The sequence below is a fragment of the Candidatus Zixiibacteriota bacterium genome (assembly GCA_017999435.1).
Lineage (GTDB): Bacteria > Zixibacteria > MSB-5A5 > GN15 > FEB-12 > JAGNLV01.
This window is the reverse complement of the sequence record JAGNLV010000001.1, coordinates 165,270-177,524: the sequence shown is the minus strand read 5'-3', so window position 1 is coordinate 177,524 and position 12,255 is coordinate 165,270. Positions and strand designations below refer to the sequence as shown.

General features: G+C 64.9%; 12 protein-coding genes. 9 read left to right on the top strand and 3 right to left on the bottom strand.

What is annotated here, in order from left to right; all coding sequences use genetic code 11:
• The gene (locus KA261_00780; GenBank protein MBP7696319.1) at positions 1-837 is read right to left on the bottom strand and encodes a hypothetical protein; all 837 of its coding nucleotides are present in this window, start codon (positions 835-837) and stop codon (positions 1-3) included.
• 181 nt (positions 838-1,018) lie between these two features.
• On the opposite strand from KA261_00780, the gene KA261_00775 reads away from it, so the two are divergent.
• The 9 genes from KA261_00775 to KA261_00735 all read left to right on the top strand — a co-directional run bounded on the left by KA261_00775 (position 1,019) and on the right by KA261_00735 (position 10,082).
• Positions 1,019-2,272, top strand: coding sequence for a serine hydroxymethyltransferase (locus KA261_00775; protein MBP7696318.1), 1,254 nt, complete (start codon positions 1,019-1,021; stop codon positions 2,270-2,272).
• A 103-nt stretch (positions 2,273-2,375) separates the two neighbouring features.
• Positions 2,376-2,687, top strand: a complete 312-nt coding sequence (locus KA261_00770; GenBank protein ID MBP7696317.1) for an MTH1187 family thiamine-binding protein — start codon at positions 2,376-2,378, stop codon at positions 2,685-2,687.
• Positions 2,684-3,010, top strand: a complete 327-nt coding sequence (locus KA261_00765) for a divalent-cation tolerance protein CutA (protein ID MBP7696316.1) — start codon at positions 2,684-2,686, stop codon at positions 3,008-3,010. The genes KA261_00770 and KA261_00765 overlap by 4 nt, the downstream gene beginning before the upstream one ends.
• A gap of 42 nt (positions 3,011-3,052) precedes the next feature.
• A complete protein-coding gene (gene nrdR / locus KA261_00760) occupies positions 3,053-3,502 on the top strand; it encodes a transcriptional repressor NrdR (protein ID MBP7696315.1) in 450 nt (149 codons plus the stop codon).
• A gap of 268 nt (positions 3,503-3,770) precedes the next feature.
• Positions 3,771-4,601 carry a twin-arginine translocase subunit TatC gene (gene tatC, locus KA261_00755; protein MBP7696314.1) on the top strand — a complete coding sequence of 277 codons (831 nt, stop codon included), beginning with the start codon at positions 3,771-3,773 and terminating at the stop codon, positions 4,599-4,601.
• Between the two features lie 159 nt (positions 4,602-4,760).
• On the top strand, positions 4,761-5,894 hold the full coding sequence (locus tag KA261_00750) for a P-loop NTPase (GenBank protein ID MBP7696313.1): 1,134 nt from the start codon (positions 4,761-4,763) through the stop codon (positions 5,892-5,894).
• 19 nt (positions 5,895-5,913) lie between these two features.
• Positions 5,914-6,501: a NifU family protein gene (locus KA261_00745; GenBank protein MBP7696312.1), complete on the top strand. Its 588-nt coding sequence runs from the start codon at positions 5,914-5,916 to the stop codon at positions 6,499-6,501.
• A gap of 98 nt (positions 6,502-6,599) precedes the next feature.
• Positions 6,600-7,127 carry a DinB family protein gene (locus tag KA261_00740; protein MBP7696311.1) on the top strand — a complete coding sequence of 176 codons (528 nt, stop codon included), beginning with the start codon at positions 6,600-6,602 and terminating at the stop codon, positions 7,125-7,127.
• Between the two features lie 204 nt (positions 7,128-7,331).
• On the top strand, positions 7,332-10,082 hold the full coding sequence (locus tag KA261_00735; protein ID MBP7696310.1) for a tail fiber domain-containing protein: 2,751 nt from the start codon (positions 7,332-7,334) through the stop codon (positions 10,080-10,082).
• Between the two features lie 240 nt (positions 10,083-10,322).
• On the opposite strand, the gene KA261_00730 is transcribed toward KA261_00735, so the two are convergent.
• Together KA261_00730 and KA261_00725 are read right to left on the bottom strand one after the other, a co-directional pair.
• Positions 10,323-11,450, bottom strand: coding sequence for a hypothetical protein (locus KA261_00730; protein MBP7696309.1), 1,128 nt, complete (start codon positions 11,448-11,450; stop codon positions 10,323-10,325).
• Between the two features lie 40 nt (positions 11,451-11,490).
• Entirely contained in the window at positions 11,491-12,255 is a 765-nt protein-coding gene (locus KA261_00725; protein MBP7696308.1) for a hypothetical protein, read from the bottom strand.

Genomic DNA, 12,255 nt, shown 5'->3' with positions numbered 1-12,255 from the left:
TCACTCAGGCGCGGGCTCGCGGCTCCACAGGAAATTGGGACGAACATAGGCGACCTCGAAGTCGAACCGCTGGACGTTGCGGAACGACGGGGCTCCCCTCTCTGCCGTCTGCTCGGCCGTTTCCAGCACGAGGGTGCGCAGGCGCAGGGCGGCGGCCTCGGCAATCCGCCGGTGGAGTAGCGCCGACTGAGCGCCCGAGGCGCGGTAGTCCTTGTCGGTGGCGGCGAAATCAAGCCATCCGAAATCGCCGTGCACAAACAGAGCGGCCCCGGCGATCATCCGCCAGCCGTCGAAAGCCCCGTAAATCCGCCAGCGGGGCCGTCCCACCAGCGTGGCAATCCACTCGACAATCGCGTCGCCCCACTCGAAGGCGGTGCAGACCAGCTCGCCGAAACGGAGCGCCTGGTCGCGGCCGATCTCGCGCACCGTGACGCTGAGTTCGGATGCCGGCGGCGGCGAGGTGTCGCGGTAGAGTTTCACCCAGTTGTTGTGCCAGCGGAGACCGCGAGCCCCAAGGACCTGGCGGGCGTTTTCGGGTGCGCCGACCGGGCAGGTCTGGATGAAGAAGCGCTTGACACCGGCAGCCCGGTAGTGATCGAGGCAGCGGTCAACGTCAACGGGATCAATCGCGGGTTGCAGGCCGAAGCCGATCACGCGGTTGAATACGAGCACATCGAGGCCGGGGACAAGCACGCCGGTCATGGGGCTGCATTCAATCACGCGGGCGCCGAGCCGGCGGGCAATCTTGTCGGGGGCGGCTGCGAAAACATCGACCATGGCCGCGATTTCGATCAGTTCCAGCGACCGGGCCAGCTCACGCGACACGGGGTGGATCATGTCCTTCTCCTGCAGGCAATTCTACCAAGGGGGTGACGCGCACCTTACCGCTTATACGCCTCAATGGCCAAGGTCGTTGACCCGGAGGTGTGTGTCAAGCGCTTAAGTCGTTGACCTCGCGGGTGATTTTGCATACATTGGGCGGGATGGTGAAAGCGTTTGCAAAACAGGGAGATAGGCGATGTCATATTTGAAACAGACCGACCCCGAGATCTATGAAGCGATGCAGCGCGAAACCGACCGGCAGGCGCACAAGCTGGAACTGATCGCGTCCGAGAACTTCGTCTCTCTGGCGGTGATGGAGGCCGCGGGCGGAGTCATGACCAACAAGTACGCCGAGGGATATCCGGGCAAGCGGTACTACGGCGGGTGCGAGTGGGTGGACGTGGCCGAAGACCTGGCCCGTCGGCGCCTCACCGAGTTGTTCGGATGCGAGCACGCCAACGTCCAGCCGCACTCTGGTTCCCAGGCGAACATGGCGGTGTACATGACGGTGCTGACGCCGGGGGACAAGGTCATGGGGCTGGACCTGTCGCACGGGGGTCACCTGACCCACGGCCACCCGATCAATTTCTCCGGCAAGCTCTACGAGTTCCACGGCTACCAGGTGGACCGGGAGAGCGAGACGATCGACTACGATGCGCTGCTCGCCCAGGCGCAGCAGGTGAAGCCGAAGATGATCGTTGCCGGAGCCTCGGCCTACCCGCGGACGCTCGATTTCAAGCGGATTCGGGAAGCCTGCGACGCTTGCGGGGCCTACATGATGGTCGACATCGCGCACATCGCCGGGTTGGTCGCGGCCGGGATCCATCCCTCGCCGATCCCCTATGCGGATTTCGTGACCTCGACGACGCACAAGACGCTCCGGGGGCCGCGCGGCGGGGTGGTCATGTGCAAGGAAAAGTATGCCGCCGATCTCGACCGGACGGTGATGCCGGGGATCCAGGGGGGACCGCTCATGCACATTATCGCGGCCAAAGCGGTGGCCTTCAAAGAGGCGCTCCAGCCGGAGTTCAAGGCCTACCAGCAGCGCATCGTCAGGAACGCCGCCGTCCTGGCCGAGGAACTCAAGCGCCTCGGCTACCGGCTGGTCGCCGGCGGCACCGACACCCACCTGATGCTCGTGTCGTTCATCGGCACCAAGCTGACGGGGAAGAAGGTCGAGAACACGCTTGATGCGGCGGGGATCACGGTGAACAAGAACACCGTGCCCTTTGACCCCGAGAAGCCGTTCGTCACTTCGGGTATCCGGATCGGGACGCCGGCGGTGACAACCCGCGGGATGGGGCCGGACGAGATGAAAGCGATCGCCGGGCTGATCCACCGGGCGATCGAAGGCCGCAAAGACGAGGAGGCGCTCAAGGGCATCGCGGCCGAGGTGGCGCGATTGTGCGACCGCTTCCCGCTCTACCGGGAGCTGGCCGAGCAGGCGTAAAGGGGGGCGGGGAAGTCGTTGTGCGGTGGCGGCCGGTGGCGTATATTCGGAGCGCCCGGAACCAACCGGCCGGACGGAGCGGAAGCAAAAGGAGTAGGGTGCGATGCTGTTCCAGGTGAGCATGTTTCCCACGAGCACGGGGAAATCGTCGGTGTCGGCGGAGGTCGCCCGGGTGATCGACCTGATCGACCGGTCCGGCCTGCCGTACAAACTCGGGGCAATGGCGACGGTGATCGAGGGGGAGTGGGAACCAGTGATGGCTCTGCTGAACCGGGCCCGCCGGATGCTGCGCCGCCGGGGGCATGAACGCGTGTACATGGTGATCACGATAGACGACCGCAAGGGCGCCAAAAACCGCTTGGCCGGCAAAGTGCTGTCGGTCGAGGAGAAACTGGGACGTGAGGTGATGAAATGAACTCGGAAGTGTGTGTGGTGTTTGTTTCCCTGCCGCGTGACGAGGCCCGCAACATGGCCAAGGCGCTGGTGGAGAACCGCCTTGCGGCCTGCGTCAACATCCTCCCCCGGATCGAATCGTATTTCACCTGGGAGGGACGGGCGGAGTTCGACGAGGAGGCGCTCCTGGTGATCAAGACGACGCCGGCGCGGTTCGAGGCGCTCAAGGGATATGTCGAGGAAAACCACCCGTACGAACTGCCGGAAATCATCGCCGTGCCGGTCACGCAGGGGCTGTCGGAATACGTGGCCTGGGTGAAAAAGGAGTCGGTGAGCGAGGCCTAACGCCCCGGCGGCGGGCGGGCCGACCGGCCGGGCCGCAACATCATGAAGTGCCCCAACTGCGGTCACGAGGAAGACAAGGTGGTGGACAGCCGGAAGTCGCACGACGGGCGGGCGGTGCGGCGACGCCGGGAATGCCTCAACTGCAAGGCGCGGTTCACCACCTACGAATATGTCGAGCACCAGCAGATCACGGTGCTGAAGTCGGACGGGCGGCGGGAACCATTCGACCGGAACAAAATCGAGTACGGCATCAAACTCGCCTGCAACAAGCTCCCCGTCAGCCGCGAGCAGATCAAAGCCATGGTCGACGAAATCGAGGCCGAGGTCAACGCCCGCGTCGGCAACGAGATCCGCTCGGCCGATATCGGCGAACTCGTCATGGAACGGCTACGGGCCGTCAACGACATCGCCTACGTCCGCTTCGCCTCCGTCTACCGCCAGTTTCGCGACACGGCGGAGTTCCTCGAAGAAATCAAGAAGCTGCTGAAGTAGCACTCAGGATCGGACCGTTCGCGGAGAGGCGCCGGAGGACGGCGCCGGGGAGCCCGCGACCGGGTTTTCGTAGGTCAGGACCTTTACGGTCGTGACGGGGCCGCTAGCATCGATAGCAGGAATGTCAGGATCACAAGGGTCCTGACCGACGGACGCCCGACGATAGTATACGCGTCGCGCCGGCCACATGCGCAGATACCCTGGCCGGCCGGGAGGCGGCAATATTCGCGTTGACAAGGTGGGAGGTATCCGCGACATTTTGCCCATTATGGCAGACCAGCATGGCACCGCAGTCCCGCCCGGCGGCGAAGCAGGCGGCGAGCAGTGCACACCCGGCAAGAGCATGCCTTTCCTGGAGCACCTGGAGGAACTTCGCCGGCGTCTGCTGAAAGCGCTCCTGGCGGTGGTGGTGACGACCTGTGCGGCGCTGTATTTTTCGGACCATATCGTGGCGTTCATGCAGTACCCTCTGAAGGGCGTCAAGCTGTACAACATCGAAGTGGCCGGGACTTTTTACGCCTATCTCAAGATCGCGCTGGTGACCGGTTTGTTCGCGGCGATGCCGGTGGTCTTCTACCAGATGTGGATGTTTATCGCGCCCGGTCTGTACAAGCGGGAGCGGGCGGCCATTCTGCCGCTCGTGACCTCGTCCACACTTTTGTTCCTGCTGGGAGCGGCATTCTGTTTCTGGGCGGTGCTTCCGGTGGCGACCACATACCTGATCGGGTTCGCCGGGGACCTGGTGGTCAATACGATCACGATCACGAGTTACGTGAACTATGTCGGGCTGATGATGATCGCGTTCGGGCTGGGCTTTCAGCTGCCGATCCTCGCCTTCTTCCTGGCCAAGATGGGGGTGGTGACGGCGGCGCTCCTGTCCCGGATCCGGCGCTACGCGATTGTTGCGATCGCAATCGTGGCGGCCATCCTGACTCCGCCCGACGTCGTTTCACAGGCGCTCCTGGGGATTCCGCTGTATCTTCTGTACGAGGTGTCGATCGTGGTCGTGTTCTTCGTCCAGCGGGGGAAGCGGCGGAAACAGGCCGCGGAGGCGGCGGCGATGGCCGACCGGGCGCCCTCCGGCCGGGCCGGGGACTGACCCCGGGCCGCAAGCCGCGGCTGACTTAAGTCAATGACAGCGAACTTCGCCCGCGCGATATTGTTCTAGAAAAGATGACTGCGGGTCGCCGGACCCGGCCGCGTCGGCCTCCGACGCAACCGGGAGCGCGACGGCCGAAAGGGAAAGCAGGAAGAGCCAATGAAGCACCAAGCACAAGCAGCGGCCGCGCGGCCCGGTATCGAGGGTGTGCGCACCATCGTGGCGATCGCCAGCGGCAAGGGGGGAGTCGGGAAATCAACGGTGGCGGTGAATCTCGCCTACGCGCTCGCGCACGACGGCGCGGCGGTCGGTCTCATGGATGCCGACATCTACGGGCCGAGCCAGCCGGGGATGCTCGGGTCGGAGGGCGCCCAGCCGACAATCGGCGACAATTACCTCGAACCGCTGACAAAACACGGCATCAAGTTCATCTCCATGGGGCTCTTGGTCCCGGACAACGGACCGGTCGTGTGGCGGGCTCCGATCGCCACCAAGATGATCCAGCAGTTCATCGGCGGGGTGACGTGGGGGAACCTCGACTATCTGCTGATCGACCTTCCCCCCGGAACGGGGGATGTGCAGTTGACGCTGGCGCAGCAGGCGTCGCTGGCGGGCGCGGTGATCGTGACGACGCCGCAGGAGGTGGCGCTCGGGGTGGCACGCAAGGGCGTGCGCATGTTCCAGCAGGTCAACGTGCCGATTATCGGCGTGATCGAAAACATGAGCGGATTCGCCTGCGGGCACTGCGGGCAGGTGACGGCGGTGTTCAAGCAGGGGGGCGGCCGGGCGATGGCCGAGGAGTTCGGCGTGCCGTATCTCGGGGCCCTGCCGCTCGATCCGGAGATCATGATGAGCGGGGAGATGGGCCGGCCGGTGGTGCACAACGGAGCGGAGTCGGCGGCCGCCAAAGCCATTCTCCAGGTCGCCGGAGAGGTCCGGCGCCGCGTCGAAGAACTGGCCGGATCGGCCGGCCCGGACGAAGCCCGGCAGTATGAGGTGGCGGCCGACGGCAACCTGCACATTGTGTGGGGTGACGGCCGCACTTCCCGGCACTCGCCCTACAACCTCCGCGTGGGCTGCAACTGCGCAAGTTGCCGCGACGAGGACACGGGGGAGCGGACGCTCGATCGGCGCAAGGTGCCGCTCGATATCGCGATTCGGGATGTGAAGCCTGTCGGACGGTACGGGCTGTCGCTCCGGTTCAGCGACGGCCACGACACGGGGATCTATACATTCTCGCGCCTGCACACCCTGGATGAGTCCGGGGCCGAGCAGGCCGGATTTGACGTCTAACACCAGCGGAGCAGCCACTATGACGGACAACAAGATTGCCATTACCGGCGAGCCGACCCGGGACCCGGGGGTCTGCCGCTTCATTGTCGACCGGCCCGTTTTCGCCGACGGGACGGTCAACTGCCGCTCGAAAGAGGCGGCCGCAGGCTCCCCGCTTCTCGAGGCCCTCTTTGCCATCGACGGGATCGCCGAGGTGATGGTGTCGGGGAATACGCTGACGATCGCCAAGACGACCCTTGATCCCTGGCCGGTGCTCGGCCGCCGGATCGGGGCGGCAATCCGCGAGCAGATCAACTCCGGCCGGAGGCTGATCGACCCGGCGATGGCGAAGAAGACGCCCTCGGAGGAGGAGATCCGCCGCAAGGTGGCCCGGCTCTTCGAGGAGCAGATCAACCCCGCGATTTCATCGCACGGCGGGTTTGTCGAACTCCACGACGTCGAGGGGACGACTGTCTATGTCCGCCTGGGCGGCGGCTGCCAGGGGTGCGCCTCGGCCAATGCCACCCTTCGCCACGGGATCGAGCGGGCTATCCGCGAGGAAGTGCCGGAGGTGTCCGAAGTCCGGGATGTGACCGACCATACGGCGGGAATGAATCCCTACTACTGAGGCCGTCGCGCCCTCCGGCCAACAGGCGCGTGCGCGAGGACCGAACACCCCCCCGGCGGCGGCAAGGCCGCCGGGGTGTTATTTGTGGAGGCGCCGGCATGACCCGACGATTGACCGTTGACCCCCTCCCCGGATTCAGCCGGCGCGTGGGGGAGTACGCCGCGATGCTCGAAGATGTGCGGCGGCGAACCAAGACCTACGTGGAGGGATTGAGCGCCCCCCAGCTTGCGTGGCACCCGCAGGAGAACGTGGAGTCGATCGGCACCGTGCTCCTCCACATCGCCGCGGTGGAGGTGTCGTATATCCAGGAAGATATCCTTCGCCAACCCATGGCGGAGGCCGAGTGGGGAATTGCTTTTCCGATCCGGCTGGGGATCCCGCAGGTCTCCGGTGAGCCGCTCGAGTTCTATACGGAGCGGATGGACCGGGTGCGGGCCGAGACCCTGCGGATCCTCGCGGAATTGACCGACCGGGACCTCGCGCGGGAGGTGGCGCCGCTCGACCCGGGACCGTCGACGCACGGCCCGGTGACTTACACGATCGAGTGGATCCTGTACCATCTGATCGAGCACGAAGCGCACCACAAGGGGCAGATTGCGGTGATGAAGCGGCTGGTCGCATCGTAGGGCGGCGGGACGGGACGCGCAGGGCAAGCAGTCCCCTTGACAAAACGGACAAAAATGCCGATATATTGGCATGGTTCCTCCGGTTGTTCGCCCGGTCCGAGGGTGGCAACCGCCTGACAGGTATCGCGGGGTCTCAGAAATCGACACCGTATGGTTGCGAACAACCCATTCTCTTGTTGAGTCCTTCTCATCCAGGAGTCCATCATGAAAGCACTGCTTACGCTCCTCGCGGTTGCGGTTGTGCTCGTGGGGTCGGCCCTGTCCGGGTCGGCGGCCGTGCCGCAGCTGGTCAGCTACCAGGGCCGTCTGACCGACTCGTTCGGCGCGCCCGTCGACACCACCGTGGCGATGACATTTCACATCTACAACGACTCGGGCGGGACGATCGAGCTGTGGGTGGAATTCCAGCCGTCGGTAGTCGTCCAGGACGGGCTGTTCACGGTGCTGCTCGGCGCCGAGGAGACTCTGGGCGACAGCGTGTTTACGGGCCTCGTGCGATACCTGGGAATGCAGGTCGGCAACGGGCCGGTCGGCCGGCCGCTGATTCCGATCGGGAGCGTCGCGTACGCCTATCGCGCTCTGACGGCGGATACGGCGAAGTACGTGCAGAATGCGGGCGGGGACGTGCATTGGACGCTGACTGACGGCGTGTTGTCGACCCAGGGGCGATGGGGGCTCACGCGCGGAACGGCGGGTAACCTGCTCTACGGCGACAGCGCACACACGATGGTGAATCTCGGCACGGCAGGGACGACCGGCATCCCCGGGCAAAGCTACGGGTTCCAGACGATCGCCGGCGGGATGTGGAACAAGGCGGGGGCGTGGTACGCGACAGTCGGGGGAGGCGATGAGAACGACGCCGGCGCCAACTTCAGCACGATCGCCGGCGGGCAGCGCAACAAGCTGTGGAGTATGTACGGCGCCGTCAGCGGCGGGTTTGCCGATACGGCCCAGGGGTTTTACAGTGCGGCCCTGTCGGGACGGCGCAACGTGGCCGGAACCAGCAGCCTCGACACCGCGGCGTTCGTGGGCGGGGGGAGCGACAACCGGGCCCAGGGGATGTTCGCGACGATCGGCGGGGGACGGGACAATAAGACCATGAGCTCATGGGCTGCGGTCGGCGGAGGGTGGCAAAATGAGGCCAGCGGCGGTTTTTCAAGCATTGCCGGCGGCGCACGCAATGCGGCGCGCGAAGGCGGAGCCACCGTCGGAGGCGGCAGCGACAACATCGCGGCTTTCGGATGGGCGACCATCCCGGGAGGCCAGATGAACCAGGCCCACGGCGTCTACGCCACCATCGGAGGCGGCCTCGGGAATCTCATCGATGGGTATGCGTCCACTATCCCGGGCGGGTGTTGGGATACGGTGATGGCGACGCACTCCTACCTGTTCGGCATCCGGAGCAGACTGACGCACGATTCGACTTTCATGGTGGACCTGCCGCACATCCGGTTCGGCGACGAAACGGACGGGTACGAGTTCCCGACAGCCGACGGGGACGCGGGGCAGGTGATGACGACCGACGGGAACGGCCGGATGAGCTGGGGCCCGACGCCGCCCGGCGGCTGGGTGAATGACGGGACCAGGGTGCGGCTGGGGACGGCGACCGACAGCGTGGGGATCGGGGTAACCGCGCCGGCAGCGCCGCTCCATGTTTTCGGCAACACCTACGGCAGGTGTCTGATCGAAGGGAGCAGTGCGTTTGCCAGCCTGGATCTCAAGATCTCCGGCGGCACGACGGCGGAACTCCGGAAGTACTTTGACGGAGGAGTCGAACTGGCCACCAACAGCCCGTCGTATCTGGACCTCCACACGGAGGAGGGGGGGAGAGTCATGTTGCGGGTCGGCGATATGCATCGAATAACGATGGACAGCTCAGGGAGGGTGAGTATCGGCGCCCTGGGCCCCAAGAATCAGCTCGATGTAGGCGGCGCCACGGTGATCGGCCGGCACATGGCCGGCCTGGACCCCGGACCGGTCAACGGCCTCGCTGTTGAGGGATATGTCGGCCTGGGTGTGATCAACCCGAACCGGAGGCTGTATGTCGCCGACAGCGTCCCCGGCCTTGCCTATGCACTGAAGCTCGACAACCCGCGTTCCACCGTCGGGACCGATGCCGTCGGGATGTTGTTCTCGGTCGGCGGCGACGGGGGCAACGGCTACGAAGTCAACCGCGGGAAGGGAGCGCTGGTGTACTCTCTCGAGGGGACCTACAACCGCGGGAGCTTCCACTTCCTCCAGGATCCCGACGACGACCTCGCCATCTGCTCGCTCGCCGATGCGGTGATGACGATCAAGAACAACGGGAATGTCGGCGTGGGGACGACCAATCCGAATGACAAACTGGAGGTCGAGGGATTCATCCGGATGGACGGCGGTGCGGGCGGAGGTTCGGCGCTGCGATTTGTCGACGGCGGGACGCTCCGATGGGCGCTCCTCTATCGGCCCTGGGCCTCGCACAAACTCGGTTTCTTCGATGAGCAGGCGGGCCGGTGGACGCTGGCGATGGAGCAGGGGTCAGGCGAGGTCGGAATCGGCACCGACAGTCCGAACTACACCCTCGACGTACGGGGGACAATCGGGAACAACGCGACGCTGTACCACAGCGACCGGCGGTGGAAAAAGAACGTGGTCGCCCTCGACCACGCCCTCGACAAGGTGCTCCGCCTGCGCGGCGTGAACTATGAGTGGCGCACCGACGAATTTGCGGAGATGCGGTTCCCGACAGGCAGGCAGGTCGGGTTGATCGCCCAGGAAGTGGAAGGGGAGATTCCGGAGATCGTGAGCACCGACGCTGACGGGTACAAGTCGGTTGATTATGCAAAGCTGACGGCGGTGCTGGTGGAGGCGGTCAAGGAGCTTCAGAAACAAAACGAGACCCTTCAGAAGCGAATCGAGGCGCTGGAGGGGAGAGGTCGCACGGCTGCTGTGACGGGAGAGTCGGCTGCCAGGTAGAGCGGCCGGGAAACCCGCCGGATGACGCCGCGAAACCGCTCTCGCAGGTCAAAACCGTAAAGGTCCTGACGGGGCGGCTTGCGTCGATGGAAAGAATGTCAGGACCACAAGGGTTCTGACCTGCAAGAAATCCGGAGGGCTATCTCTGCAGATGGCGAAGAATGTCAGGACCACAAGGGTCCTGACACGCCGAACTGACTGGCCCAGCGGGGAAACGACCGGCCCGGGGCGCGGCCCGGGTCAACCCTCAATCATCTCGACATTCGCCCGGGGAACGGTCGCGCGCTCGCCGTTGCCGAACTCGACCTCGAGCACGCGCGCTTTCGACTCCGATTCGAGCTTCATTAAAGGCGAGGGGAGAGCGGTGACTCTGCCGATTTTCCCGAAGTGCGGGTGGCGGATGACGCGAATCGGGGAGCCGATGGCGAGTCCGCCGACGGCCGAGACCGCTGCCGCGGCGTCCCTCCGGCCTTCTTTGGCCGCGGGGATGACGACCTCGGGGCGGATGACGCCGGCGCGGATCTGGGTGGCGCCGTTGATGCAGGCCATTTCGCCCTCGTGGTGCTTGAGCAGCTTGAACGTCGCTTCCGCCATGGCGATCGGCCCGAAGCCCTCGGTCACGACCAGCGTGCAGCCGATCTCCTCGGACCCGGTGATGGCCACGCCGATATCATAGCCGAGGAAGTCGCGGAGGTCCTTGTCGTCAAAACCGCCAACGACGATCCCCTTGACGCCCGCCCGGATCGCCTTCTTGAGCGCCTCAGCCGTAACCATCGAACCGCCGATGACGACTTTTCCCCGAAGATCGTCGGTGATGAGCCGGTCATCAAGGACGGTGTCGTTGGACGGAACGACGACCTTGATGTCGCCGTGCGTCTCGCCGCCGATGCCGAAAATGCCCTGGACAAAGGCGGCGTCGGTGGCGACGACGCACCCCTCGTTGGGGATGACTTCGATCACCTCGCCGCTTATGTAGGCGCGGACCTCGACCGGGATCGGCATACCGCGCTGGAGCACCTGGCCGGTAATGGTCGAGATGGACTCGAGAGTGCCGTCGATGGTGGCGGCCGCGCTGCTGGAAAACCACTTGAGGAACGACTTCTTGACGGCGATCGGCTCGCCTTTCACGATCGGGTCGCCCTCTTTCTTGACCATCACGAGATCGAGATCCTCGGGCGGTACGCTGAGCTTGTTGGCGACGTTGAGGGGTTCCACGTTGCCCGGCAGCTCCGTGCGGGCGACCACGTCGTCCGGCTGGACCCGGTCGCCGACCTTGACCACGACCTTCCCCTTCAGCGGGAGTATCCGCCGCTTCTTGACGAGGAGACGTTCGGTGACTTTCAGTCCGGGCGTATAGGCATGAGCCATAGACTTAACCTTCCTTTATCTCAAAACACATGCGTGCCGGTTACGGGCGGCGACTCTTCCGCACAAGGAGTCGGATGACGATCAGGGCCGCGGCGAGGATGAGGGCCAGCCAGGCGATCCACCGGAGAGAGCCGCTCGCTTGGTCGGAGCGGCCGGCGTCTTCGGTCTTGATGTCGGCGACCCGCAGCGTCTCCCGAGGCAGCTTTTCCGCGGCGCCGCCGGAGTGGAACGAAGCGAGCACGCCGTTGAAGATGCGCTCGGCGTCGCTGAACACGGAGTCGGGGGCGTAGAAGTAAAACGTGGCCACGCCCCGGTCAAAAAACTTCTCCACGAGCAAGTGGCGCTTGAGAATCTCGCCGCGCTCGACGATGTCGCTGGCGACCGTGATGGTCCGGGTCGCCGCATCATAGGAGGGGGAGTTCGATTTCAGGTCGGCGAGAAAATCGGCGACCGGAAAATACCGGACCTCCTTGCCGTAGCGGCGCCCCATATCGGCGACGATCGAATCGACCTGCGCCGGCGAATAGCCGCCGGAAACGGTGTCGACCGTGAGGATGAAGTAGGGGCCGGTGAAAAAGGGAACCTGGTAGGTGGGGGAGAAGGCCGCTTCATAGGCGAGGATCGGCTCCCCGGCTTTCCCCTGCATGAGGTAAGCATCAACCAGCTTGTGGTCAAGCTGGAGCCAACCCTCGGGATAGTCGAAGTAGAAATCGCCGAGGAGGCTGACATAGGTTCCCGCCTGCGCGCCGGCGGCCGCGGACACGACCGCCGCCAGAAGGAGAATACAGGTAAACGTCTTTCCCAT

Coding starts and splice junctions, on each gene's coding strand:
- KA261_00750 (MBP7696313.1), top strand. CDS start 4,761: ATGAAGCACCAAGCACAAGCAGCGGCCGCGCGGCCCGGTATCGAGGGT.
- KA261_00765 (MBP7696316.1), top strand. CDS start 2,684: ATGAACTCGGAAGTGTGTGTGGTGTTTGTTTCCCTGCCGCGTGACGAG.
- KA261_00730 (MBP7696309.1), bottom strand. CDS start 11,450: ATGGCTCATGCCTATACGCCCGGACTGAAAGTCACCGAACGTCTCCTC.
- KA261_00735 (MBP7696310.1), top strand. CDS start 7,332: ATGAAAGCACTGCTTACGCTCCTCGCGGTTGCGGTTGTGCTCGTGGGG.
- KA261_00770 (MBP7696317.1), top strand. CDS start 2,376: ATGCTGTTCCAGGTGAGCATGTTTCCCACGAGCACGGGGAAATCGTCG.
- KA261_00740 (MBP7696311.1), top strand. CDS start 6,600: ATGACCCGACGATTGACCGTTGACCCCCTCCCCGGATTCAGCCGGCGC.
- nrdR (MBP7696315.1), top strand. CDS start 3,053: ATGAAGTGCCCCAACTGCGGTCACGAGGAAGACAAGGTGGTGGACAGC.
- KA261_00745 (MBP7696312.1), top strand. CDS start 5,914: ATGACGGACAACAAGATTGCCATTACCGGCGAGCCGACCCGGGACCCG.
- KA261_00775 (MBP7696318.1), top strand. CDS start 1,019: ATGTCATATTTGAAACAGACCGACCCCGAGATCTATGAAGCGATGCAG.
- tatC (MBP7696314.1), top strand. CDS start 3,771: ATGGCAGACCAGCATGGCACCGCAGTCCCGCCCGGCGGCGAAGCAGGC.
- KA261_00725 (MBP7696308.1), bottom strand. CDS start 12,255: ATGGGAAAGACGTTTACCTGTATTCTCCTTCTGGCGGCGGTCGTGTCC.
- KA261_00780 (MBP7696319.1), bottom strand. CDS start 837: ATGATCCACCCCGTGTCGCGTGAGCTGGCCCGGTCGCTGGAACTGATC.